Source organism: Streptomyces sp. NPDC050161, from assembly GCF_044460025.1.
GTDB lineage: Bacteria > Actinomycetota > Actinomycetes > Streptomycetales > Streptomycetaceae > Streptomyces.
This window is the reverse complement of record NZ_JBITJM010000001.1, coordinates 711135-736144: the sequence shown is the minus strand read 5'-3', so window position 1 is coordinate 736144 and position 25010 is coordinate 711135. Positions and strand designations below refer to the sequence as shown.

The 25010-nt window shown below is 72.4% G+C and carries 19 protein-coding genes and 1 pseudogene; 9 read left to right on the top strand and 11 right to left on the bottom strand.

Going from position 1 to position 25010, the window contains the following annotated elements:
* Positions 1 to 331 precede the first annotated feature (331 nt).
* Together ACIBK8_RS03220 and ACIBK8_RS03215 are read right to left on the bottom strand one after the other, a co-directional pair.
* Positions 332 to 1786, bottom strand: a complete 1455-nt coding sequence (locus ACIBK8_RS03220) for an aldehyde dehydrogenase family protein (RefSeq protein WP_399039760.1) — start codon at positions 1784 to 1786, stop codon at positions 332 to 334.
* Positions 1787 to 2052: 266 nt separating this feature from the next.
* Positions 2053 to 3699 (bottom strand): PucR family transcriptional regulator, encoded by a 1647-nt coding sequence (locus ACIBK8_RS03215; protein WP_399039759.1) that lies wholly within the window; start codon positions 3697 to 3699, stop codon positions 2053 to 2055.
* Positions 3700 to 3969: 270 nt separating this feature from the next.
* Here ACIBK8_RS03215 and ACIBK8_RS03210 point away from each other — a divergent pair, with 270 nt between their 5' ends.
* Positions 3970 to 4389, top strand: coding sequence for a tautomerase family protein (locus ACIBK8_RS03210; RefSeq protein WP_399039758.1), 420 nt, complete (start codon positions 3970 to 3972; stop codon positions 4387 to 4389).
* Positions 4390 to 4426: 37 nt separating this feature from the next.
* Here the strand turns inward: ACIBK8_RS03210 and ACIBK8_RS03205 are convergent.
* Positions 4427 to 6588: pseudogene (locus ACIBK8_RS03205) on the bottom strand (ATP-binding protein).
* Positions 6589 to 6814: 226 nt separating this feature from the next.
* On the opposite strand from ACIBK8_RS03205, the gene gabT reads away from it, so the two are divergent.
* The gene (gene gabT, locus ACIBK8_RS03200) at positions 6815 to 8164 is read left to right on the top strand and encodes a 4-aminobutyrate--2-oxoglutarate transaminase (RefSeq protein WP_399039757.1); all 1350 of its coding nucleotides are present in this window, start codon (positions 6815 to 6817) and stop codon (positions 8162 to 8164) included.
* A 451-nt stretch (positions 8165 to 8615) separates the two neighbouring features.
* Complete coding sequence (locus ACIBK8_RS03195) at positions 8616 to 9251, top strand: phosphatase PAP2 family protein (RefSeq protein ID WP_399039756.1); 636 nt, start codon at positions 8616 to 8618, stop codon at positions 9249 to 9251.
* A 22-nt stretch (positions 9252 to 9273) separates the two neighbouring features.
* Here ACIBK8_RS03195 and ACIBK8_RS03190 read toward each other — a convergent pair whose 3' ends face one another.
* From ACIBK8_RS03190 to ACIBK8_RS03165, 6 genes are all read right to left on the bottom strand, one after another.
* Positions 9274 to 9723, bottom strand: a complete 450-nt coding sequence (locus ACIBK8_RS03190) for a hypothetical protein (protein WP_399039755.1) — start codon at positions 9721 to 9723, stop codon at positions 9274 to 9276.
* Positions 9724 to 9857: 134 nt separating this feature from the next.
* Positions 9858 to 11270 carry an NAD(P)/FAD-dependent oxidoreductase gene (locus ACIBK8_RS03185; RefSeq protein ID WP_399039754.1) on the bottom strand — a complete coding sequence of 471 codons (1413 nt, stop codon included), beginning with the start codon at positions 11268 to 11270 and terminating at the stop codon, positions 9858 to 9860.
* Between the two features lie 5 nt (positions 11271 to 11275).
* Positions 11276 to 12115, bottom strand: a complete 840-nt coding sequence (locus ACIBK8_RS03180; protein ID WP_399039753.1) for an ABC transporter permease — start codon at positions 12113 to 12115, stop codon at positions 11276 to 11278.
* Positions 12115 to 13050, bottom strand: a complete 936-nt coding sequence (locus ACIBK8_RS03175) for an ABC transporter permease (RefSeq protein ID WP_399039752.1) — start codon at positions 13048 to 13050, stop codon at positions 12115 to 12117. Before ACIBK8_RS03175 ends, ACIBK8_RS03180 begins: the two co-directional genes overlap by 1 nt.
* Before the next feature lie 55 nt (positions 13051 to 13105).
* On the bottom strand, positions 13106 to 14269 hold the full coding sequence (locus ACIBK8_RS03170; RefSeq protein WP_399039751.1) for an ABC transporter ATP-binding protein: 1164 nt from the start codon (positions 14267 to 14269) through the stop codon (positions 13106 to 13108).
* 93 nt (positions 14270 to 14362) lie between these two features.
* On the bottom strand, positions 14363 to 15880 hold the full coding sequence (locus tag ACIBK8_RS03165; RefSeq protein WP_399039750.1) for a gamma-aminobutyraldehyde dehydrogenase: 1518 nt from the start codon (positions 15878 to 15880) through the stop codon (positions 14363 to 14365).
* 201 nt (positions 15881 to 16081) lie between these two features.
* Between ACIBK8_RS03165 and ACIBK8_RS03160 the strand changes: the two genes are divergently transcribed.
* Both ACIBK8_RS03160 and ACIBK8_RS03155 read left to right on the top strand, forming a co-directional pair.
* Positions 16082 to 16681, top strand: a complete 600-nt coding sequence (locus ACIBK8_RS03160; RefSeq protein WP_399039749.1) for an NADAR family protein — start codon at positions 16082 to 16084, stop codon at positions 16679 to 16681.
* A 149-nt stretch (positions 16682 to 16830) separates the two neighbouring features.
* Positions 16831 to 17853, top strand: a complete 1023-nt coding sequence (locus tag ACIBK8_RS03155) for an adenosine deaminase (RefSeq protein WP_399039748.1) — start codon at positions 16831 to 16833, stop codon at positions 17851 to 17853.
* 93 nt (positions 17854 to 17946) lie between these two features.
* Here ACIBK8_RS03155 and ACIBK8_RS03150 read toward each other — a convergent pair whose 3' ends face one another.
* The gene (locus tag ACIBK8_RS03150) at positions 17947 to 19131 is read right to left on the bottom strand and encodes a spermidine/putrescine ABC transporter substrate-binding protein (RefSeq protein WP_399039747.1); all 1185 of its coding nucleotides are present in this window, start codon (positions 19129 to 19131) and stop codon (positions 17947 to 17949) included.
* A 117-nt stretch (positions 19132 to 19248) separates the two neighbouring features.
* Positions 19249 to 20703: a gamma-aminobutyraldehyde dehydrogenase gene (locus ACIBK8_RS03145; protein WP_399039746.1), complete on the bottom strand. Its 1455-nt coding sequence runs from the start codon at positions 20701 to 20703 to the stop codon at positions 19249 to 19251.
* Positions 20704 to 20882: 179 nt separating this feature from the next.
* Between ACIBK8_RS03145 and ACIBK8_RS03140 the strand changes: the two genes are divergently transcribed.
* From ACIBK8_RS03140 to ACIBK8_RS03125, 4 genes are all read left to right on the top strand, one after another.
* The gene (locus tag ACIBK8_RS03140; protein ID WP_227047869.1) at positions 20883 to 21356 is read left to right on the top strand and encodes an Lrp/AsnC family transcriptional regulator; all 474 of its coding nucleotides are present in this window, start codon (positions 20883 to 20885) and stop codon (positions 21354 to 21356) included.
* Positions 21357 to 21358: 2 nt separating this feature from the next.
* A complete protein-coding gene (locus ACIBK8_RS03135) occupies positions 21359 to 22720 on the top strand; it encodes an aspartate aminotransferase family protein (protein ID WP_399039745.1) in 1362 nt (453 codons plus the stop codon).
* Positions 22721 to 22968: 248 nt separating this feature from the next.
* A complete protein-coding gene (locus ACIBK8_RS03130) occupies positions 22969 to 23709 on the top strand; it encodes an ABC transporter ATP-binding protein (RefSeq protein WP_399039744.1) in 741 nt (246 codons plus the stop codon).
* Positions 23691 to 24872: a hypothetical protein gene (locus ACIBK8_RS03125; RefSeq protein WP_399039743.1), complete on the top strand. Its 1182-nt coding sequence runs from the start codon at positions 23691 to 23693 to the stop codon at positions 24870 to 24872. Before ACIBK8_RS03130 ends, ACIBK8_RS03125 begins: the two co-directional genes overlap by 19 nt.
* The last annotated feature ends 138 nt before the right edge of the window (positions 24873 to 25010 follow it).

The following is a 25010-nucleotide window of genomic DNA, read 5'->3' as shown; positions in this document are numbered from 1 at the left end:
GTGCTACTTGTGAGGGTTACCCCAATTGCGCCGGTTGCACCAGTGGTGGCGGGGCGCCGCGGCCGTTCCGGGAGGGCCGCGGGCCCGGTGCGGCCGGGGTGTGCGGCGATGCGGGTGCGTTGGGCCGGTGAGACGGCGGGCGCCGTCAGGGGGACGCGGCGCGCTCCGGAACGGTGCCGGAGCGCGCCGCGGCCGGGGGCCGGTCCCGGGACGGACCGGCGGGCCTGGAGGTGACGGCCTCGGGGGCGGCCGTTGTGCTGTCCACCGGTCCAGGCCGGTCGGGGGTACGCGCGGACGTACGCGGTGGGCCGGTCTCAGCGGCCCCGGGTGCTCACAGGTCCAGGCCGGTCAGGACCAGGACCCGCTCGTAGGTGTAGTCGTCCATGGCGTAGCGGACACCCTCGCGGCCGACGCCGGAGAGCTTGGCGCCGCCGTACGGCATCTGGTCGGCGCGGTAGGACGGCACGTCACCGATGATCACGCCGCCCACCTCCAGCGCACGGTGCGCCCGGAACGCGGCCTGCACGTCGCGGGTGAACACCCCTGCCTGGAGGCCGTACTTGGAGTCGTTCACGGCGGCGAAAGCGGCCTCCTCGCCGTCCGCCTTGACGATCGAGAGCACCGGGCCGAAGACCTCCTCGCGGGCGAGCGTGGTGTCGGCGGGCAGTTCGGCGAGCACCGTCGGCGTGTACGAGGCGCCGTCGCGCTTGCCGCCGGTCAGCAGCTTGGCGCCGGCCTGCACGGCCTCGTCGACCCAGCTCTCCACGCGCTGCGCGGCGGCCTCGCTGACCAGCGGGCCGACCTCGGTCGCTTCGTCGGACGGGTCGCCGGTGACCTGCGCGTCGACGGCCGCCACGATCTTGGGTACCAGGCGGTCGTAGACGTGCGCGTCGGCGATGACCCGCTGCACCGAGATGCAGGACTGGCCGCCCTGGTAGTTGGAGAAGGTGGCGATGCGCTGCGCCGCCCAGTCCAGGTCGGCTTCGGAGGCGAAGTCCCGCAGGACGACGGCCGCGCCGTTGCCGCCCAGTTCCAGGGTGCAGTGCTTGCGCGGCACCGAGTCCAGGATGTCGTAGCCGACCTTCTCGGATCCGGTGAAGGAGATGACCGGCAGCCGCTCGTCCTGGACCAGCGCCGCCATCCGCTCGTTGGGCACCGGGAGGATCGACCAGGAGCCGGCGGGCAGGTCGGTCTCGGCGAGGAGTTCGCCGATGACGAGGCCGGAGAGCGGGGTGGCGGGGGCCGGCTTGAGGAAGATCGGGACGCCGGCGGCGAGGGCCGGGGCGATCTTGTGGGCGCAGAGGTTCAGCGGGAAGTTGAACGGGGCGATGCCCAGGACCGTGCCGCGCGGGAAGCGGCGGGTCAGGGCGAGGCGTCCGGCGCCGCCCGCGTCGGTGTCCAGGCGCTGCGCCTCGCCGCCGTTGAAGCGGCGGGCCTCCTCGGCCGCGAAGCGGAAGACCGAGACCGCGCGGCCGACCTCGCCGCGGGCCCACTTCATGGGCTTGCCGTTCTCGGCGGAGATCAGCCGGGCGATCTCCTCGGTGCGCTCCACCAGCCGGCGCTCGACGTGCGCGAGCGCGGCGGCGCGGACGTGTGCGGGGGTGGCGGCGAACTCGTCCTGGACGGCGACGGAGGCGGCGACGGCCTCCTCCACCTGGGCCTCGGTGGGAACGCTCACCGTGCCGACGAGACGCCCGTCCCAGGGGGAGGTGACGTCGAAGGTGGTGTCGCCGGTGGCCTGCCGGCCGGCGACCCAAAAGGCGGTGGGGGCTGCAGTGTTCGGCACAGTGGATCCCGGCCCTTCCGAGGTGGTGGGGTGGCGCGCGCGGCTCGTGGAGCGGCTCCGCGTTGTCGACTCCGCCCACCGTAGGGGCGCCGGGCCGCTGTGGCGTTTGTCCGAAGCGGCGTAATCGCCCCGCGTGTCTCTCCGCGGTGGACGGGGCGCGGGATCCCGGGGGCGCGGACGGTGCCGTCGGGGCACCCCGGACCTGCCGCTCGGACTCCGCTCGTCGGACTCCGGCTCGTCGGACTCCACTCGTCGGACTCCGGCTCTCAGTCGCCGGACGGGCCCGCCGTCGCCTTGAGGGCCAGCCACAGTTCCATCCGGACGTCCGCGTCGTCCAGCGAGCGGCCCAGAATCTCCTCCACCCGCCGCATCCGGTAGCGCAGCGTGTGCCGGTGCACGCCGAGGTCGGCGGCTGCCGCGTCCCACTGGCCGTGCCGGGACAGCCAGGCGCGGAGCGAGGCCACCAGGTCGCCGCGGCCGGTCGCGTCGTGCTCGCGCAGGGCGCGCAGCAGCCCGTCGGCGAAGGCGCGCACCGCGTCGTCGGCGAGCAGCGGCAGGACGGACCCGGCGGCCACGTCCTCGTGCTCGATCAGCGCCCGGCCGCGGCGGCGGGCGACGGACTGGGCCTGTTCGGCCTGGCGGTGCGCGGTGGCGGTGGCCGCCGGCCCGGTCGGCGCGGACAGCCCGATGGCGAGACCCTCGCCGCCCTGGGCCGCCCCGCCACGCGCCGTCCGGTCGCCGCGGGTCTTCGGCCGCTGCGCGAGCCGGTCGTCGGTGGCCGCTGCGTAGCGGGCGCAGGCCGCCGCCGCCCCGCCGCCGTCGGCGACCAGGGCCGTCAGCCGCTCGCCCTCGGGGACGGCGAGTACGGCCTCGCCGGTGCGGGCGGCGGCCGAGTCCATGGCGTCGGCGAGCCCTTCCAGGACGGCGGACGGCGCCCGTCCCGGCAGCGCGGGGGCGTCGTCGGTGGCGAAGGACTCGGCGACCACGACCCGGAACGGCGCGTCCAGCAGCCCTCCGTAGAGGCGCCCGGCGACCGCCCGCGCGTGGTCGGGCTCGCCGGCCAGCAGCATCTTGAGCACCGCGGAGCCGAGCCGCGCCTCCGCGTCCTGGAGGGCGCGGGACCGCTCGGTGGTGAGGGTGAGCAGGGCGACGGCGGAGTGCACGGCGTAGCGTTCCGCGGTGCCCAGGGGCGCGCCGGTGCCGACGGCGAGGACGCCGCGGGCCCGCCGTCCGGTGCCCAGCGACTGGAGCTCGACGCGGTCGTCGCCGTCGGCGGCGCTGACCACGGCGCTGGCGGGGGCGGGCCGCTCGCGCAGCCGGGCGACGTCGCCTGCGAGCCGGGCGGCGCGGCGGGCGGCCCAGTCGGGTGCGGCGGCCAGGACGGCGCCCGACGCGTCGTAGAGGGCGGCCCAGCCGTCGAGGTGGGCGGCGAGCCTGGCCAGCAGTTCGGCGGGGCCGTCGGCGCTCAGCGCGGCCCGGGTCAGCTCCCGCTGGGCCTCGAATCCGGCGGTCACCGCGCGGTACTGGTCGGCGGCGACGGCGGCCGACACGGCCTTGCTGATCGCGATGAACGGGGTCCTGCGGGGCACACCGAGCAGCGGCAGTCCCGCCGCGCGCGCCGCCGCCACGAGCGCCGGCGGCACGTCCTCGTAGTTGACGCCGACCGCGAAGCCGAGCCCGATCACCCCGGCCCGCGCGACCCGCCGTACGTAGCTGCGCGCGGTCGCCTCGTCGTCGGCGTCCAGCTTCAGCGCGGTGATCAGCAGCAGTTCGCCGCCCTCCATGTAGGGCACCGGGTCGATCAGTTCGCTGGCGTGCGCCCAGCGCACGGGTACGTCGAGGCGGTCCTCGCCCGCGAGCACGGTCAGCTTGAGCGCGGTGTGGTTGACCAGGGAGGCGAGGGTGTGCGGCATGGGACCTTCGATTGCGGCGTCGGTGCAGGGGTGCGGCGGTCGCCGTCGGGGTGTTGCGCCGTCCCGTATGAACGACTGCTGTCGATTCTGCCTCAGTGGCGGGTTGAGCGGCAGTCTCGGAACCGGCGCCGACGGGCCGGCCCCGGGCCCGCGCCGGGGAACCCACGGCGGAGGCCCGCCGACGGACTGTACCTACTGGTATGTACGATCACGGCACGCGCCCCGGCGCCACACCCCTGATGCCACCACCCCGCAAGGAGGAGCACCGACATGCCCTTCGTCCGTATCGACGCACTCGGATGCGACCGGGACCGCCTCGACGCGCTCAGCCGCGCCGTGCAGCAGGCCCTGACCGAGACCATGAACTTCCCGCCCGACGACCTCTTCCAGGTCCTGACCGGCCACGACGGCACCCGCAGCACCCTGCGCTACGACGACTACCTCGGCATACACCGGGACGACGGCGTGGTGTACATCGCGATCACGATGCGCGCCGGCCGACCGGACGCGCAGAAGCGGGCGCTGTACCGGCGGATCGCCGAACTCGCCCGCACCCACGCGGGAACGGAGCCGCGGAACGTGCTCGTCACCGTGACCGAGAACGCGTCGGCCGACTGGTCGTTCGGCCATGGGGTGGCGCAGTACGCGGCGGCATCCGAGGACGCCGCCGCGGAGCCGGGAGCGCACTGAGGCGACCCGGCGGCGCGGGCCGCCCCGCGCCCGCCGGTCAGCCCCTGAGGTCCACCAGCACCGGCGGCGCGTGCTCCCCCCGCACCGACGTCACCGACAGCACCGCGTGGCCGGGCGGGACCGCGTTGGCGAGGTCGGACGCGGACCAGCGTTCGCGTTCGACGGTGCGGACGGTGATGGCCTTGGCGGTGGCGGCCTTGCCCGTGACCAGCTGCCGGAACATGTGGAACGCCTTGCCCGCGGCGCTGTCCGCGATGATCTGACGGTCGGTCACATCACGGGTCTCCACCCACTCCTTGCCCCACACCTCGGCGAACCTGGCGCCGTCCCAGGTCGTCACGCCGGCGAAGGCCATCCGGCAGCCGACCGCGCCGAGCAGCGCGCTGCGCAGCCCTTCCGGTACGTCGTCCAGCGCGCGCAGGGTCAGCACCACACCGGCGTTGGCCGAACGCAGCCGCTGGAGGCCGCGCAGCGCCTCGGTGGTGAGGGCGGGGGCGGCCTCGTCGAGCACCAGGCAGGCGAAGAGCGAGCGGTCGGTGCGGGCCACCGCGCATGCGGTGAACTGGGCGAGGATCAGCCGGGCGAGGATCCCCGACGCCTCGGCGTGGCCGCGCTCGGGGAGTTCGATCCGGACCCGCAGCGGGTGGTCGACGGCGCGCAGCGACACCTGACGGGTGCGCCCCGTGGGGTCGAAGAACCCGGCGAAGGCGGGCCGGTCCAGCAGCGCGATGCGGTCGGCGAGCAGCATGCCGACGTCGCCCGCCCGCTCCGACTGCCGGGTGCGGGCGTCCAGTTCGCGCAGCAGCGACGCCGCGCCCGCGCTCTCCAGGGCGGCGCGCAGGGCGGCCGTCGGCTCCGGTGCGCCGTCCAGGAGTTCGCGCAGTTCCGGGACCGAGGGGAAGCGGTCGTGGGCGGCGCGGAACGGGCCGAGGAGCTGGCCGAGCGCGGTGGCGCCGCGCCGCTGGTGGTCGGGCAGGTCGCCGACCAGGGCCTCGGCCAGGATGCCGGCCGCCTCGTCGGGGTCGGTGGTGCCGCCGTACAGGTCGAGGTCGCTGTCCTGTCCGGTGCGGCCGATGCGTACCACCACGTCGAAGGCGTCGTCCGGGCCGAGATCGGCGCCGGCCGGGCCGACGGCGACGACGGCGCACTGCCCGGCGAGCGCCTGGAGGCACATCGACTCGACGACGGGCTTGAGCACCCGGCTGGTCTTGCCGCTGCCGGAGGGGCCGACGGCCAGCAGCGAGGTGCCCAACAGGCGGGGTTCCAGGGCGAGTCCTGCGCCGCGGTGCTGCGGCGGGTTGCGCGGGTGGTCGGGCGCGACGCCGATCCGTACCTGGTGGGCGATGAGGTCGTGGTGCGCGGTCCTGCCGGGCAGGTCGCGGCGCCCCGAGGGGTGCGCGCAGGCGGCGGCGCCGTGCCGCAGGACGGTGTCGGTGAAGGAGGCGAGCGAATGGGCGCCGGACCGCACCGAGAGCCAGGCGCGCTCGATCCGGGCGACGTCGACGTCGTTCATCCGGCCCGCGCGGGCCTCGGCCGCCAGTTTGTCGGCGGCGTCCGGGGCGCCCGCGGCCCGCAGTTCGGGCCACTGGGCGCGGTCGGCCGCCGGTTCGGGCACGGTGGCGGGGCGCGCTCGCGCAGGCGGGCGACGAGCGGGCCGCCCAGCCTGCGGGCCAGCTCCCGCCAGCGGCCCAGGCGGCCGAAGACGAACACCATGAGGACCGCGAACAGGCCGTAGTACAGGTAGGTGGCCCAGGCGAACGCGACGGTGTTGCCGCCGGCCGTCCGCCAGGAGTCCGGCGTGAACAGCAGCAGCGGCCACAGCCAGTAGCTGCCGAGGTAGTTGTTCCACAAAAGCGACCAGAGCAGCCAGCCGCACAGGAACGAGATCACCGCGCCGCTGATCAGCTGCCGCAGCGGGGCGCGTTCGGGGTCGACGGCGGCCTTCGGGCGGTGGCCGTACGTCCAGATGCCGGGCGCCGCGGCCGGGCGCGGGGTGCGCAGCCAGCGGAGCACCGGCGGTTCGGCACTCTCGTGCGGCCCGGCCGCGGGTCCTGCGGCCGGCGGTGCCGTGGGTGGCGGGGGGATCGTGGGAGGCGCGGCGGGTGCCGCGGGGCGCGGCACGGTCGGTTCGGCTCGGTGTGCTCCGTGCGGTGACGGCGAAGCGGTGTGCGGTGCGTCGTGCGTGCCCTCGGTGTCCATCCGGTGCCCCTTGTCCCCCTATGTGACCTGCGTCGTTGACGGCGTGTGCCCGCCGGGGTGCGGCACGCCGCCGCTCAATCTACTGGCCGCGCGCCCTCGCTATGTCCGGCGCGGACAACGCAACACGCACACTTCTCCCGAACGGAACATGCCAGACCCGGCCACCCGCCCCTAGCCTGCGAGAACAGACCTTCCGTACGTCGCCTTTCACCCCCAGGAGACTGCTATGACCGAACTGTCCGGAGGCCCCGCCCTCCCCCAGGAGCGTCGCGTCGTCACCGCGATCCCCGGCCCCAAGTCGCAGGAGCTGTGGGCGCGTAAGCAGGCCACCGTGGCGGGTGGCGTCGGTGCGGTGCTGCCCGTCTTCGTCAAGCGCGCCGGCGGCGGTGTCCTGGAGGACGTGGACGGCAACTCCCTCATCGACTTCGGCTCCGGCATCGCGGTGACCTCGGTCGGCAACAGCGCCGAGGCCGTGGTCCGCCGCGCCACCGCGCAGTTGGAAGCGTTCACCCACACCTGTGCCATGGTCGCGCCGTACGAGCCGTACATCGAGGTCTGTGAGCAGCTCGCCGAACTGACGCCCGGCGACCACGCGAAGAAGTCCGCGCTGTTCAACTCCGGTGCGGAGGCGGTGGAGAACGCGGTGAAGATCGCCCGTTCCTACACCAAGCGCCAGGCGGTCGTCGTGTTCGACCACGGCTACCACGGCCGTACGAACCTCACGATGGCGCTGACCTCCAAGAACATGCCGTACAAGCAGGGCTTCGGCCCGTTCGCGCCCGAGGTCTACCGGGTGCCGCTCGCCTACCCCTACCGCTGGCTGACCGGCCCGGAGAACTGCGCGCAGGAGGCCGCCGACCAGGCCATCTCGCAGATCACCAAGCAGATCGGCGCGGAGAACGTCGCGGCGATCATCATCGAGCCGGTGCTCGGCGAGGGCGGCTTCATCGAGCCGGCCAAGGGATTCCTGCCCGCCATCGCGCAGTTCGCGAAGGAGAACGGCATCGTCTTCGTCGCGGACGAGATCCAGTCCGGCTTCTGCCGTACCGGCCAGTGGTTCGCCTGCGAGGACGAGGGCATCGTGCCCGACCTGATCACGACGGCGAAGGGCATCGCGGGCGGCCTGCCGCTGGCCGCGGTCACCGGCCGCGCCGAGATGATGGACGCCGCGCACGCGGGCGGTCTGGGCGGCACCTACGGCGGCAACCCGGTGGCCTGCGCCGCGGCGCTCGGCTCGATCGAGACCATGCGCGAGCAGGACCTGAACGGCAAGGCCCGCCGGATCGGTGAGGTCATGAAGCCGCGCCTGGAGGCGATGGCGGAGAAGTACGACATCATCGGCGAGGTCCGCGGGCGCGGTGCGATGATCGCGATCGAGCTGGTGCAGTCCGGTTCGAAGGAGCCGAACCCGGAGGCCACCGCCGCGCTCGCCAAGGCGTGCCACCAGCAGGGCCTGCTGGTCCTGACGACCGGTACGTACGGCAACGTGGTGCGGTTCCTGCCGCCGCTGGTGATCGGCGAGGCCCTGCTGGGCGAGGGCATGGACATCGTGGAGTCGGCGCTCGCCACGCTCTGACCTGCGAAGGACCCGTGACATACCGGCCCGGGGCGCGGCACTCGCCGCGCTGCGGGCCGCTGCGCGCGGTGCACGCACGGTAGGTGCCGGGTGCCGCGGCGTGAAGAAGATGTGCGGGCCCGATGGCGGCAGGGTGATCCGTCTGTCGGCCGCGGGCCGGGTGCCGTACGGTTTCTGCAGATGAGAGAAACACCCCGCTCGCAGGGGACTGCGGGCGACGCCAGGTCGGCGCTTCCCCGGCTTCGACCAGGCCGTGCCCTCGCGCACGACACCGGATCCCCCGGAAACGGGGACTCCGGGAATCCTCACCGATCGGATGGCCGCCCGCTCCACACCCCCCGGGGCGAGCGGCACCCCGGTCCGCGTGGCCGCCTCGGAATCACCCCCCCCTGTTCCGAGGCGGCCTTTTTCTCTGCCGGGCCACGGCAGGTCCCGCCTCTCCCCCACCGCGGTGGCTCTCGCCTGTGCGGTGGTGTTCGCGCTGCTCACCTGGCAGGTGGCGGCCCACGGCCCGCTGCGCGCCCTCGACGAACGGGCCGGACGCGCGCTCGCCGCGAGTGCGGTACCCGGGCCGCTCGCGGAGTTCTTCGCCGACCTCGGCAACACCGTCGTCGCACTGCCGCTGCTGCTGGTGGCGGCGGGGTGGGCGTACTGGCGCGGCCGGAGGCCGGACGGCGCGGCGGCACCCCGCGGGTGGCTGCCGCCGCTCGCCGCGATGGTCACCCTGGCCGTGCTGCCCGCCCTCGTCGTCCCCCTCAAGCTGTGGCTCGACCGGCCGGGCCCGGCGCGGATGACCGGGGTGCACGACGGCTTCTACCCGTCGGGGCACGCCGCCACGGCCGCGGTCGCCTACGGCCTGACGGCGCTGCTGCTGATCCGCGCGCGGCGGCGGCCGGACACCGCGGCGGGCCCGGCCGTGGCCGGACCCGCCTGGGCCGCCGCGCTGCTGAACCTCTGCGTCGGCGTGGGCCTGGTGCGCCAGGGCTACCACTGGCCGCTCGACGTGCTCGCGAGCTGGTGCCTGTCCGGCGTGCTGCTCGCGCTGTGGTGCGCGGTGTGCGACCGGCGGCCGGCGGCGCGCCTCTGAGACCTGTGCCCGGACGAGCCCTCTACGGAGCGGCCCTGAGCGCCACCGCTTCGTGCAGGGCGAGTTCGAGGAGCGCCGGGTCGGTGAGGGTGCCGGTGCCGTCCGGCGGGACGATCCAGCGGACGCCGCCGGTGGCGCGGCCCGGGTAGGGGGTCACGATCCAGGTTCCGGCGCCCGCGGCGCGTACGCCGGTGCCCAGCCAGCGGCTCGCGGTCCCCGGGGGGACGAAGAAGCCCATCCGGGAGTCGCCGAAGTCGGACAGGACCGGGCCCGTCCTGTCGATCACGCGGGTGAGGACGTCGAGGGTGGGGTAGCCGAGTTCGCCCTCGACGATCAGGACGTCCCAGCGTCTGCCGGCGGGGAGGAGTACGACCCCCAGCGGGTTGCGCTCCCACTCCTCGCGGCAGGCGTCGGGGTCGGGTGCCACCGCTGCCAGCCAGTCCACTGCTTTCTTCGCCCCCGCGGCGTCCATGTCTCTCCTCGTTCTCCCGGCCCGTTCGGGCCTGGTCTGACGGGGAGAGCGCGCGGGGGCGGCATCCTTACACAGGTCGGCGGGTCTTTTTCGGCACCCGGTGTCCGGGCGGCGGCCCGGGGCGCGGCGGGCGGTCAGCTGTCGAAGCCGAGGCCCGCCTTGTCCATCGCCCGCAGCCACAGGTTGCGGTGGCCCGCCTGCCTGTCGGCCCGGGTCATCGACCACTGGGTGATGCCGATGCCGGCCCAGCGCAGCGGCTCCGGCGGGAACGGCAGCGGCTTGCTGCGGACCATCTCCAGCTCGGTGCGTGCGGTGCGCTCGCCGGCCAGCAGGTCGAGCATGACCTCGGCGCCGAAGCGGGTGGCGCCCACGCCGAGACCGGTGTAGCCCGCGGCGTAGGAGACCCGGCCGCCGTGCGCGGTGCCGAAGAAGGCGGAGAAGCGGGCGCAGGTGTCGATGGCGCCGCCCCAGGTGTGGCTGAAGCGCAGGCCCTCCAGCTGCGGGAAGCAGCGGAAGAAGTGCCGGGCGAGCTTCTCGTACGTGGCCGGGTGGTGGTCGTACTCGGCGCGCACCCCGCCGCCGTAGCGGTAGACGATGTCGTAGCCGCCCCACAGGATGCGGTGGTCGGCGGTGATGCGGAAGTAGTGGAAGTGGTTGTTGGAGTCCGAGAGGCCCTGGCGGTTCTTCCAGCCGATGGCGGCGAGTTGGTCGTCGCTCAGCGGCTCGGTCATCAGGGCGTGGTCGTAGACCGGGACGATGTACGGGCGGACGCGCTTGACGAGCGAGGGGAACGCGTTGGTGCCGAGGGCGACATGGCGGGCGAAGACCCGTCCGTAGGGGGTGCGGACGGCCATGCCGGGGCCGTGGGGCGCGAGTGCGGTGCCGCGGGTGCGCTCGTAGATGCGGACGCCGAGGCCGAGGCAGGCCCGCTTCAGGCCCCAGGCGAGGCGGGCCGGGTTGAGCATGGCGACGCCGTCGCGGTCCCACAGTCCGGCGAGGAAGGTCGGCGAGTCGACCTCGGCGCGCAGGGCGTCCCGGTCGAGGAAGGTGTGCCGGTCCAGGCCGAGCGCGGCGGCGTCTTCGGCGGCCTGGGCCAACTCGGCGATCTGGTGCGGCTCGGTGGCGATGTCGATCTCGCCGGTGCGCTCGAAGGCGCAGTCGATGCCGTAGCGGGTGACGGCCTCCTCGATGGCGTCGAGGTTGCGGATGCCGAGTTCTTCGAGGCGCGCGAGTTCGCCGGGCCAGCGGGCCAGGCCGTTGCCGAGGCCGTGGGTGAGGGAGGCGGCGCAGAAGCCGCCGTTGCGCCCGGACGCGGCCCAGCCGATCTCGGCGCCCTCGATGAGGACGACGTCGCGCTGCGGGTCGCGTTCCTTGGCGAGCAGCGCGGTCCACAGGCCGGAGTAGCCGCCGCCGACGACGAGCAGGTCGCACTGTTCGTCGCCGACCAGGGCGGGCAGCGCGGCGGGGCGGTCGGGGTCGTCGAGCCAGAAGGGGGCGGGGGTCGCGTCGGCGAGCGCGCGGACGGGGGTCATGGCAGCTCGTGCCATGGTTCTCAGCTCCTCTTACGGCGGGCACCGGCCAGTTGGCCGGCGACCACGCACAACACGGCGATCAGGAACATCGCCGTTCCGATGACATTGATCTGAACGGGAGTACCCCGCTGTGCCGATCCCCAGACGAACATGGGAAAGGTCACGGTGGAGCCGGCGTTGAAGTTGGTGATGATGAAGTCGTCGAAGGACAGCGCGAAGGACAGCAGCGCGCCGGATGCGATGCCGGGCGCGGCGATCGGCAGGGTGACCCGCAGGAAGGTCTGCGCGGGCGAGGCGTAGAGGTCCTGGGCGGCCTGTTCGAGACGCGGGTCCATGCTCATCACGCGGGCCTTGACGGCGGTGACGACGAAGCTCAGACAGAACATGATGTGCGCGATGAGGATCGTCCAGAAGCCGAACTGGATGCCCATGTTGAGGAAGAGGGTGGCCAGCGAGGCGGCCATCACGACCTCGGGCATCGCCATCGGCAGGAAGATCAGGGTGCTGACGGACGACCGGGCGCGGAAGCGGTAGCGGGCGAGCGCGAAGGCGATCATGGTGCCCAGGACGGTGGCCCCGAGGGTGGCCCAGACGGCGATCTGGAGGCTGAGGCCCAGCGAGCCGCACAGGTCGGCGACGCCGCACGGGTCGCTCCAGGCGTCCAGGGAGAAGCGCTGCCAGCTGTAGTTGAAGCGGCCGTTGGGCTTGTTGAAGGAGAAGACCAGCACGACGACGTTGGGCAGGATCAGGTAGCCGAGCGTGGCGAGTCCTGCGAGCGTGACGAGGTGGCGGCGCAGCCAGCGCAGGCCGCGGTGCGGGGCACCGGCGGCCGGCGGTGCGGTGGTGTCGCGGACGGCCATCAGACCAGGTCCTCCGTCCCTGACTTGCGGATGTAGACGGTGACCATGGTGAGGATCGCCGCCATCAGGATGAAGGAGAGCGCGGCGGCCGTCGGGTAGTCCAGGACCCGCAGGAACTGCGACTGGATGACGTTGCCGATCATCTTCTGGTCGGTGGAGCCGAGCAGTTCGGCGTTGATGTAGTCGCCGGCCGCCGGGATGAAGGTGAGCAGGGTGCCGGCCACCACGCCTGGCATGGACAGCGGGAAGGTCACCCGGCGGAAGGTGGTGGAGGGCCGCGCGTAGAGGTCGCCTGCGGCCTCGTGCAGCCGCGGGTCGATCCGCTCCAGCGAGGTGTAGAGCGGCAGGACCATGAACGGCAGGAAGTTGTACGTCAGTCCGCACACCACGGCGAGCGGGGTGGCGAGCACCCGGTGCCCTTCGGTGAGGCCCAGCCAGGTGGTGACGTCCAGGAAGTGCAGCGCGTCGAGGGCGCCGACGACCGGGCCGCCGTCGGCGAGGATCGTCTTCCAGGCGAGTGTGCGGATCAGGAAGCTGGTGAAGAACGGGGCGATGACGAGGATCATCACGAGGTGCCGCCAGCGGCCCGCCTTGAAGGCGATGAGGTAGGCGAGCGGGTAGCCGAGCAGCAGGCAGAGCACGGTGGCCACGGCGGCGTAGGAGACGGAGCGGACGAACTGCGGCCAGTACGAGCCGAGCGCGTCCCAGTAGGTGGCGAGGTGCCAGGTGACCTTGAAGCCCTCTTCGAGCGAGCCGGTCTGGATCGACGTGGACGCCTGGTAGACGAGCGGGGCGGCGAAGAAGACGAGCAGCCACAGGATGCCGGGCAGCAGCAGCCAGTAGGGCACCAGCCGTCTGCGGGCGGGCGGGGTGCGGACGGCGGGCGGCTCGGCCTCGGGGGCGGGCGCGCCGGGCGGCGCTTCGGTCGCGGTCACGCCGGCACCCCCATACACCCGCGGTGCAGGCGCCGTCCTGCGGTGCGCTGCGCGGTCATGCGGCCTCCTCGTCGAGGTCGGCGCCGGCCCCGATGTCCTGGGCCGCGTCCAGGCCGAAGGTGTGTGCCGGGTTCCAGTGCAGTACGACGTCGGCGCCGGGTATCAGCCGTCCGTCGCGCTCGATGTTCTGCTCGTAGACGGCGAGTTCGCCCACACCAGGCGCGGTGACGACGTACTGCGTGGAGACGCCGATGAACCCGGCGTCCTTGAGGCGCGCGGGCAGCCGGTTGCGGCCTTCGGGGAGCGCTCCGGCGTCGTCGGCGTGCGCCAGGGCCACCTTCTCCGGCCGTACGCCCGCCAGCACCTTCCCGCCGGGGCGGGCCGGGGCGCTGCACCGGCGCGCGGGCAGCCGCAGTTCGGCCCCGCCGGCCGTGAGCCGCAGTTCCTCGCCGTCCGCCGCGACGACCTCGGCCTCGATGAGGTTGGAGGTGCCGAGGAAGTTGGCGACGAAGGTGGTGGCGGGGTTCTCGTAGAGGTCGGCGGGGGCGCCGAGTTGTTCGACCCGGCCGCCGTTCATCACGGCCACGGTGTCGGCCATCGTCATGGCCTCCTCCTGGTCGTGGGTGACGTGCACGAAGGTGATGCCGACCTCGGTCTGGATGCGCTTGAGTTCCCGCTGCATCTGGCGGCGCAGTTTGAGGTCGAGGGCGCCCAACGGCTCGTCGAGCAGCAGCACTTCGGGCTTGTTGATCAGGGCGCGGGCGACCGCGACGCGCTGCTGCTGGCCGCCGGAGAGCTGCTGCGGCCTGCGGCGCGCCATGGGGCCGAGCTGGACGAGGTCGAGCATGTCGTCGACCTGCTTCTTGACGGACTTGATGCCGCGGCGGCGCAGCCCGAAGGCGACGTTCTCGTAGATGTCCAGGTGCGGGAAGAGCGCGTAGTTCTGGAAGACGGTGTTGACCTGCCGTTTGTAGGGCGGCAGGGCGGTGACGTCCTGGCCGGACAGGGTCACGGTCCCGGTGGTCGGGTCCTCAAGGCCCGCGATCATGCGCAGGGTGGTGGTCTTGCCGCAGCCCGACGCGCCCAGCAGGGCGAAGAAGGAGCCCGCGGGGACGGTGAGGTCGAGCGGGTGGACGGCGGTGAAGGAGCCGTAGGTCTTGCTGATGCCCCGGAGGCGGACGTCGCCGCCGCTGCTCCGGGGGTTCGCGGTTGTGGTCATGTCTGCGTCCCGTGTCTCGGAGGCCGGGGCCTGTCGTTGGGGTCGGGTCGGATCAGGGAGCGGGCGAGCCCGACCCGATCCATACGGCAGTCCCTAGCCGCGGTCCCCGAAGACCGTGCGGTGCCAGTCCTTCCTCGCGGTCCCGGTGATGTCGTACATCACGTGCTTGACCTGCGTGTACTCATCGAAGGAGTAGGCGGACATGTCCTTGCCGTAGCCGGATGCCTTGGCGCCGCCGTGCGGCATTTCGCTGATGATCGGGATGTGGTCGTTGACCCAGACGCAGCCGGCCTTGATCTCGCGGGTGGCGCGGCCGGTGCGGTAGACGTCACGGCTCCAGGCGGATGCGGCGAGCCCGTAGGGGGTGTCGTTGGCGAGCGCGATGCCCTCGTCGTCGCTGTCGAAGGGCAGCACGACCAGGACCGGGCCGAAGATCTCGGCCTGCACGATCTCGCTGTCCTGGGCGGCGCCGGCGATGAGCGTGGGCCGGTAGTAGGCGCCCTTGGCCAGTTCGCCCTGCGGGGCCTCGCCGCCGGTGACGACGGTCGCGTAGCCGCGGGCCCGGTCGACGAAACCGGCGACGCGGTCGCGCTGGGCGTGCGAGATCAGCGGGCCGAGGTCCGTCGACGGGTCGAAGGGGTCGCCGAGCCGTACGGTCGCCATCAGGTCGGCGACACCGGCGACGAACGCGTCGTACAGGGGGCGTTGGACGTAGGCGCGGGTGGCGGCGGTGCAGTCCTGGCCGGAGTTGATGAGCGCCCCGGCCACCGCGCCGTGCACGGCGGCTTCCAGGTCGGCGTCGTCGAAGACCACGAAGGGGGCCTTGCCGCCCAGTTCGAGGTGCAGGCGCTTGACGGTGCCGGTGGCGATCTCCGCGACGCGCTTGCCGACGCCGGTCGACCCGGTGAAGGACGTCATCGCGACCCCGGGGTGGCCGACGAGGTGTTCACCGGCGTCCCGGCCGGCGCCCGAGACGATGTTGAGCACGCCGTCGGGCAGTCCGGCGCGGGTCGCGGCCTGCGCGAACATCAGCGAGGTGAACGGGGTGATCTCGGCGGGCTTCAGGACGATGGTGTTGCCGGCGGCGATGGCGGGCAGCACCTTCCACGCGGCCATCTGGAGCGGGTAGTTCCAGGGTGCGATGGAGCCGACGACGCCGATCGGTTCGCGGCGGACGGCCGAGGTGTGGTCCGGGCTGTACTCGCCCGCCGCTTTGCCTTCCAGGTGGCGGGCGGCACCGGCGAAGAAGGCGGCGTTGTCGACCGAACCCGGTACGTCGAACCCGGCGCTGAGTTTGAGCGGCTTTCCGCAGTTGAGCGATTCGGCGTAGGCCAGTTCGCCGGCGTCTTCGGCGAGCGCGGCGGCGAAGCGGTGCAGCGTATCGGAGCGTTCTCCCGGGGTCGCGCCGCCCCACTCGGGAAAGGCCCGCCCGGCGGCCTCGACTGCCGCGTCCACGTCGGCGGGACCGGCGAGTTCGTAGCGGTGGACCTCTTCGCCTGTCGCCGGATCCACCACGCTCTGGGTGCGGCCCGACGTACCACCGCGCAGCCGCCCTGCAAGGAATTGCGCGCCCTCGGCGAATCGCTCGGTCACATCGAAACGCTGTTCCACGGTGGTCTCCTCCGCCTGGCTCGGGTCCGTTCCACGGTACGGCCGGGCGTAGCTATTGCCGGAATTGATGGCCGATCTTGGCAGAGCGATAGGGGGTCAACAAGGGATTCCGTTGTTGCCTTTTGGTTACGCGACGGATTCTGCGATTTCCGTAGTCCGGCCTCCCGACAGAATGTCAGTGCCGGCTGACAGAATCCCGGCATGATGCACGACACCACGGGGATCTCGCACCACAGCACCGCCGGCGGCCCGCGCTCGGTGCCGGAACTGCTCGCCGCCGAGGCCGCGGGCGAGCGCGTCAAGTACGTCCACTTCTGGGGCCATTCCCCGCGCAGGGACGGCGCGTTGGGCCCGAGTTGCTTCAGCCAGTGGTGGCCGTCCGCCTTCACCGTCGACGGCGTCCGCTACGCCACGGCCGAGCACTGGATGATGGCCGCCAAGGCCCGGCTGTTCGGGGACGAGGAGGCGGAGCGGCGTGCCGTGGCCGCGGGCCACCCCCAGCAGGCGAAGGCGGCGGGGCGTACGGTGCGCGGTTTCGACGAGACCGTCTGGCAGGAGCACCGCTTCGGTCTCGTCGTCGAAGGCAGCATGCACAAGTTCGGCGACGACCCCGCGCTGCGCGCCTACCTGCTGGGGACCAACTCCCGGGTCCTGGTGGAGGCCAGCCCGATGGACCGGATCTGGGGCATAGGTCTGGCGGCCGACGACCCGCGCGCGGCGGACCCGGCGCGCTGGCGTGGGCTGAACCTGCTGGGCTTCGCCCTCATGGAAGCCCGCGGGCGGCTCGCGGCGGCGGACTGACGGCGGTGTGGCCGGGCCGCGGGCGGGCCGCGGCCCGCTCCCGGCTCCTCACGCCCTCGCGCCCTCCCGGCCCCTCGCCCGTGCCGGGCCGCCGCATACGATGACCGGAAGTCTGCGCGCTCCCCACCCCCATTGACCAGGAGGAACCGTTGTCCGATCTCGACGCCTTCATCGCGGGCCTGCCCAAGGCGGAGCTGCACGTCCACCATGTCGGATCGGCCTCGCCCCGGATCGTCGCGGAACTGGCCGCCCGGCACCCGGACTCCCCGGTCCCCACCGACCCCGAGGCGCTCGCCGACTTCTTCACCTTCCGCGATTTCGCGCACTTCATCGAGGTCTACCTCTCCGTCGTGGACCTCGTGCGGACCGCCGATGACGTGCGGCTGCTGACGTACGAGGTCGCCAGGGACATGGCACGGCAGAACATCAGGTACGCCGAGCTGACCCTGACCCCCTTCAGCTCCACCAAGCGCGGCATCCCGGACGCGGCGTACGTCGAGGCCATCGAGGACGCGCGCAAGTCCGCGGAGTCCGAGCTGGGTGTGGTGCTGCGCTGGTGCTTCGACATCCCCGGCGAGGCCGGTCTGGAGGCCGCGGACGAGACCGCGCGCATCGCCTGTGAGCTGCAGCCGGAGGGGCTGGTGTCGTTCGGTCTCGGCGGCCCCGAAATCGGCGTACCGCGCCCGCAGTTCAAGCCGTACTTCGACCGCGCCATCGCGGCCGGGCTGCGCTCGGTGCCGCACGCCGGCGAGACGACCGGCCCGGGAACCATCTGGGACGCCCTGACCGAGCTGCGCGCCGACCGCATCGGCCACGGCACCAGCGCCCCGCAGGACCCGGCGCTGCTGGCCCATCTCGCCGAGCGGCGGATCCCGCTGGAGGTCTGCCCCACCTCCAACATCGCGACCCGCGCGGTGCGCAGCCTGGAGGAGCACCCGATCAGGCAGATGGTCGACGCCGGGGTGCTGGTGACGATCAACAGCGACGACCCGCCGATGTTCGGCACCGACCTGAACACCGAATACGGCATCGCCGCCCGGCTGCTGGATCTTGACGCCGCGGGGGTGACGGCGCTCGCCAGGAACGCCGTCGACGCCTCGTTCCTGGACGCACCGGACAAGGCCCGGCTGACCCGCGAGATCGACAGCTACGCGGCGACCTGGCAGGCCTGACCGCCGCCGGGCCCGAACGGGCGGACGGGGAGGGGCAGTTGACACCTGCCGCCGGTGCGCCGAGCACCGGCGGCGGCACGGGTGCCCGCCCCGTCACAGCCCCACGATGCCGTTCCACTCCTTGGCGAGCGCGGGGCGCTCCTTGGAGGTGATGTCGCGGGCGATGGCCAGCCGCTTGCGCATCGCCGCGTCGGGGAAGACCAGCGGGTCTTCGGCGAGGGCGGCGCGTTCCTTGTCCTTGGACGAGGCCAGCACGTCGCGGGCGGCGGGTACGGGGCAGACGTAGTTGACCCAGGCGGCGAGGTCGGCGGCGACCTCCGGCCGGTAGTAGTGGTCGATGAGTTTCTCGGCGTTGCTCTTGTGGTCAGCGAGGTTGGGGATCATCAGGCTCTCCGCCCACAGTTCGGCGCCTTCCTCGGGCACCACGAACGCGATGTCGGGGTTGTCGGCCTGGAGTTGGATCACGTCGCCGGAGTACGCCTGGGCGGCGAGCACATCGCCGGAGTCGAGGTCCTTGATGTAGTCGTTGCCGGTGAAGCGCCGGATGTGGCCGCGGCCGACGAGCCGCCGTATCCGGTCGGCCATCCGGTGGAAGTCGTCGGTCGTCCAGCGGGTGATGTCGACGCCTTCGCCCTGGAGCAGCATCGCGAAGGACTCGTCGAGCCCGGACAGCAGGGTGACCCGGCCGCGCAGGTCGTCCTTCCACAGGTCGGACGTGTGCCGGATCTCCCGGCCGAGCTTCCTGCGGTTGTAGGCGATGCCGGTGATGCCGGACTGCCAGGGCACCGAGTGCTTGCGGCCGGGGTCGAACGGCGGGGAGGCGAGCTGCGGGTCGAGGTTCTTCGCGACGTGCGGCTGGGCCGCCCGGTCCATCTCCTGCACCCAGCCGAGCCGGACGTAGCGGGCGCACATCCAGTCGCTGATGACGATCAGGTCGCGCCCGGTGGGCTGGTGGTTCATCAGGGCGGGGCTGATCTTCCCGAAGAACTCGTCGTTGTCGTTGATCTCCTCGGTGTACGTCACGGAGATCCCGCTGCGGCGCTGGAACGCGTCCAGGGTGGGCCTGCGCTGCTTGTCGTGGTCGTCGGTGTCGATGTAGAGCGGCCAGTTGGCGAACACCAGCCGGTGGTCGCGCGCCGAGCGGTCGGGACTCGTCCGGTCCGCCGCCTTGACGTACGCGGGCGGTACCCCGCATCCGGCCGCGGCGGCGGCCAGCGCCCCGGTCACGCCGACTGTGCCCATGCCCCGAAGCAGCGAACGCCGCGAAAGATCAGCCATGGCGTGCACTCTCACGGGTCGCGGGCGGAGGCGGCAAGAGACAGAGCGTCCATTGCCGGGCCTCCGCCCGCGACGGTGTGTCGAGCGGCCGGCGCCGCGCGACGGTGGACCGGCGGCTCAGCCGTCCAGCGAGGTCATCACGTGCTTGATGCGGGTGTAGTCGTCGAAGCCGTAGGCCGAAAGGTCCTTGCCGTAACCGGACTTCTTGAATCCGCCGTGCGGCATCTCGGCGACCAGCGGGATGTGGGTGTTGATCCACACGCAGCCGAAGTCGAGGTTCTTGGACATCCGCATGGCGCGGGCGTGGTCCTTGGTCCACACCGAGGAGGCCAGGGCGTACTCGACGCCGTTGGCCCACTCCAGCGCCTGCTCCTCGTCACGGAACGACTGGACGGTGATGACCGGGCCGAAGACCTCGTGCTGGATGATCTCGTCGTCCTGCTGGAGCCCTGAGACGACGGTCGGGGCGAAGAAGTAGCCCTTCTCGCCGACCTGTTCGCCGCCCGCCTCGATCTTGGCGTGCGCGGGCAGCCGCTCGATGAAGCCCTTGACCTGCTTGAGCTGATTGGCGTTGTTCAGCGGCCCGTACAGCACATCCTCGTCGTCGACCGCGCCGGTCTTCGTCTCGGATGCGGCCTTGGCGAGCGCGGCGACGAACTCGTCGTGGATGGACTCCTGGACGAGCACGCGGGTGGCGGCCGTACAGTCCTGGCCCGCGTTGAAGTACCCGGCGACGGAGATGTCCTCGACGGCCTTGGCGATGTCGGTGTCGTCGAAGACCACGACCGGCGCCTTGCCGCCCAGTTCCAGGTGGACCCGCTTGAGGTCCTTGGCCGCGGACTCGGCGACCTGCATGCCGGCCCGCACCGAGCCGGTGATCGACGCCATCGCGGGGACCTCGTGCTCGACCATCAGCCGGCCGGTCTCCCGGTCGCCGCAGACGACGTTGAACACGCCGCGGGAGTGGCCGAGTTCGTCCAGCACGCCGCCGATGATCTCGCCGATCAGGACCGTCGACGCCGGGGTGGTGTCGGAGGGCTTGATGACGACGGTGTTGCCGGCGGCGAGCGCCGGGGCGAACTTCCACACGGCCATCATCATCGGGTAGTTCCACGGCGCGACCTGGGCGCAGACGCCGATCGGCTCGCGGCGGATGATGGAGGTGAAGCCGTCCATGTACTCGCCGGACGCGCGGCCCTCCAGCATCCGGGCGGCGCCCGCGAAGAAGCGGATCTGGTCCACCATCGGCGGGATTTCCTCGGAGCGTACGAGCGCGAGGGGCTTGCCGCAGTTCTCGGACTCGGCGGCGATCAGCTCGTCGGCGCGCTCCTCGAAGCGGTCGGCGATCTTGAGCAGGACCTTCTGGCGCTCGGCCGGGATCAGGTCGCGCCAGGCGGGGAAGGCGGCCTGGGCGGCGGCCATGGCCGCGTCCACATCGGCGGCGGCCGACAGCGGGGCGGTGGCGTACGGCTCTCCGGTAGCCGGATCGACCACCTCCGTGGTCCGCCCGTCGGCGGCGTCCCGGAACTCCCCGTCGATGTAGTTGCGCAGACGACGCAGTGCCGTGGTCACTGGGCGCCCCCTTCAATCAGATGTCCGGTGGTTGAGACACCCACCCTAGTCATGAGGTCAACGCTTTCGACACACCCACCACCTTCGAACAACGGAATCAGTTCATTTTCGATCTCCCGACAACTGATTTCATCGGTTTGGGGTTGCGGGACAGACGAGGCTCGTGCACAGTGAGGGATGTGGCCACTCGTGACAGAACCGGCACCCCGTCGATCGACTCCGTCTCCCTGGCGATCATCGAGCAGCTCCAGGAGGACGGGCGCCGTCCGTACGCCGCGATCGGCAAGGCCGTCGGCCTGTCCGAAGCGGCGGTACGCCAACGCGTACAGAAACTGCTCGACCAAGGCGTGATGCAGATCGTCGCGGTCACCGACCCCCTCACGGTCGGTTTCCGGCGGCAGGCAATGGTCGGCATCAACGTCGAGGGCGACCTCGACCCCGTGGCCGATGCCCTGACAGCCATGGAAGAGGTCGAGTACGTCGTCATGACGGCGGGCTCCTTCGACCTGCTGATCGAAATCGTCTGCGAGGACGACGATCACCTGCTGGAAATGATCAACAAGCGAATCCGCACGCTGCCCGGCGTCCGGACGACCGAGAGCTTCGTGTACCTCAAGCTCCGGAAGCAGACCTACACCTGGGGAACGAGATAGCAATGAGCGCCGACCTCTCCAAGACGGCGTACGACCACCTGTGGATGCACTTCACCCGCATGTCGTCGTACGAGAACGCCCCCGTGCCGACGATCGTGCGCGGCGAGGGCACCTACATCTACGACGACAAGGGCAAGCGCTACATCGACGGCCTGGCCGGCCTCTTCGTGGTCAACGCGGGCCACGGCCGGGTCGAGCTGGCCGAGACCGCCTACAAGCAGGCCCAGGAGCTGGCCTTCTTCCCGGTGTGGTCCTACGCCCACCCCAAGGCCGTCGAACTGGCCGAGCGGCTGGCCGACTACGCGCCCGGCGACCTCAACAAGGTCTTCTTCACCACCGGCGGCGGCGAGGCGGTCGAGACCGCCTGGAAGCTGGCCAAGCAGTACTTCAAGCTCGTCGGCAAGCCGATGAAGCACAAGGTGATCTCCCGCGCGGTGGCCTACCACGGCACCCCGCAGGGCGCCCTGTCCATCACCGGACTCCCGGGCCTGAAGGCCCCGTTCGAGCCGCTGGTGCCCGGCGCGCACAAGGTGCCGAACACCAACATCTACCGCGCCCCGATCCACGGCGACGACCCCGAGGCGTTCGGCCGCTGGGCCGCCGACCAGATCGAGCAGCAGATCCTCTTCGAGGGCCCCGAGACGGTCGCCGCGGTCTTCCTGGAGCCGGTGCAGAACGCCGGTGGCTGCTTCCCGCCGCCGGCCGGCTACTTCCAGCGGGTCCGCGAGATCTGCGACCAGTACGACGTGCTGCTCGTCTCCGACGAGGTCATCTGCGCCTTCGGCCGGCTCGGCACGATGTTCGGCTGCGACAAGTTCGGCTACGTCCCGGACATGATCACCTGCGCCAAGGGCATGACGTCGGGCTACTCCCCGATAGGCGCCTGCATCATCTCCGACCGCCTCGCCGAGCCGTTCTACCAGGGCGACAACACCTTCCTGCACGGCTACACCTTCGGCGGCCACCCGGTCTCCGCCGCCGTCGGCATAGCCAACCTCGACATCTTCGAGCGCGAGGGCCTCAACAAGCACGTCCTGGCGAACGAGGTCAACTTCCTCGGCACCCTCCAGAAGCTGCACGACCTGCCGATCGTCGGCGACGTCCGAGGCAACGGCTTCTTCTACGGCATCGAGCTGGTCAAGGACAAGGTCACCAAGGAGTCCTTCAACGACGAGGAGACCGAGCGCGTCCTGTACGGCTTCCTCTCCAAGGCGCTGTACGACAACGGCCTCTACTGCCGCGCCGACGACCGTGGCGACCCGGTGATCCAGCTCGCCCCGCCGCTGATCGCCGACCAGAAGCTCTTCGACGAGATCGAGCAGATCCTGCGCAGCGTCCTGACCGAGGCGTGGGCCAAGCTCTGACCGCCGCGTCCGGCACCCTCACCGGCCGGCCGGGGCACCCCGCCCCGCTGACGCACCCTCAGCACAATTGAAGATCTCACGGCCCGGATTCACTCTTTTAAAGCCATAAGAGTGAATCTGGGCCGTTGTGCATGCCGAGCGACGATTGCCAGGGGTCCGCAGTCCTTACCGTTCCAGTGACCGATACCCTCCATGGTCGTTCACCCGGCCGGGGGAACGAGCGGACGCGACGAGCAAGAGGTGCGCAGATGGTGGCCCCGCCTGACAACGACGTTCTCTGGGCCCGCGGCCTGCACCACAGCTATGGCGGCAGCCCGGCCCTGGCCGGTATCTCCCTGGGCGTCAGGGAAGGCGAGATCCTCGCCGTCACCGGCCCGCGCGGCAGCGGCAAGACCACACTCCTGCGCTGCCTCTCCGCCCAACTCGCCCCGTCCGAGGGCGAGGTGTGGTTCAACAGCTCCCCCGTCCACACCCTCTCCGCCCGGGGCCGGGAGCGGCTGCGCCTGGACCGCTTCGGGTGGATCGACACCCAGCCGCAGCTCGTCGCCGAGCTGACCGCCTGGGAAAATGCCGCGCTCCCGCTCCTGCTGCGCGGCGAGGGCCACCGCACCGCCCGGCACACCGCGGCCGAGTGGCTGGACCGCCTCGACGTGGGCGGCTGCGCCCGCCGCCGCCCCGACCGGCTCGACCAGTCGCAGCGTCAGCGCGTCGCCGTCGCCCGCGCCCTCGCGTCCGCCCCGCACGTGCTGTTCGCGGACGAGCCGACCGCGCCGCTGCACCGCACCGACGGCACGCAGGTGCTGCGCACCCTCACCGCCGCCGCCCGCTCCCACCAGGTCACCGTCGTGCTGGCCACCCACGACCCGGACGTGGCGACGCTCGCCGACCGCACCTTCGCCCTCGTCGACGGCCGCAGAGCCGGGGCGGCGTCCGCGGCCACCGACGCTCCCGACGCGGAAAGCAGGGCAGCGTGCTCGCTCTCCGTCTAGCCCGCGGCACGCATCCCCTCGTCCTGGTACGCCGGCTCTTCGTGGCCGCGGCGGCAGCGGGCACCGGCTTCCTCCTGCTGGCCACGCTCGGCCACGCCGTCGGCCACCCCAAGGCCGTCGGCGACTCCCTGGTCCGCCTCCTGTGGTGCGTCGCGCCGCTCGCGGCCACCGCCCAGTTCGCGGTGTCGGTGGCGCGTACGGATCCCGCGGCCCGCTTCCCGAGCGGCATGGCCGCGGCCGGTCTGGGGCCCGTCCGGCTCACCCTGCTCGCCGCCGCCTCCACGGCGCTGTCCTGCGTGCTCGGCGCGGCCCTCGCCCTCCTGGCGTTCTTCCGTCTCCGCGGTGATCTCGGCACGTCGCCCTCCCGCGGGCTCGGCACGGATCTGCTCGGCGCCGGCCACCCGGTTCCGCTCGTCGGCGCCCTGCTCCTGCTGTCGACGGTGCCGCTGACCGCCGCAGCGGCGACCGCCGTCGCGCTGCGCCCGCGCGAGCAGCGGCCCGCGCCCGCACCGTCCGACGCCGATGACGCTCCGCCGCGTACCGCACCGGCCACGCCGTCCGGGCTGCCCTGGGGCATCACCCTGGCGGCGGCCGGCCTGGCCGTCGAGAGCTACGCCGCCCAGGGTGTGGCGGCGGGCGACGGCCTGCTGCCGCTGCCTGGCCGGCTGATCGGGAGCCCGCCGGGTGTCCTGGCCGGCTGGGCGCTGTCGGCCATCGGCCTGGTACTCGCCGGTCCCGGTCTTGTGCATCTGTGCGGGCGGCTGCTGTGTGCGAGCCGTCCCGGCGCGCTCCGGCTGCTGGCCGGGCGGGTGCTCCAGGAGGAGGCGCGCCGCATGGGCCGCCCGGTCGGCGTGCTGTGCGCGGTGGTGTCCGGCGTCTACGCGGCGGTGAAGGTGTTCCACGCCGCGCCGCTCCAGCCGTTCGGGCCGCTGACCGCCGTCGGCGCCGCCGTCGTGCTGGTCTGCGTCACGGCGAGCTTCCTGACCGCGGCCGTGGAATCCCGCGCGGCCCGTGCCGACACGACGGCCGCGCTGCGCCGGCTCGGCGCCCCCGCCTCCCTGCTGCGCCGCGCGGCGACGCTGCGCGCCCTGACCCTGGTGGTCGTGCTGGCCCCGGTGACCTGGTCCGTCGCGGAGCTGGCGGCTCTTCCCCTGGTGCGCTGAGCGGCCCGTGGGGGCGGTGCGCGGCTCCCGACCTTCCCACCGCGAGCGGGAATCCACGCCCGGCCGCAGGCCCTCGGCTCCGCCAGGCAACCCGCGGCCCGAAATGCACGTCTGCCTGGCCGGGTAACGCAGTGGTGA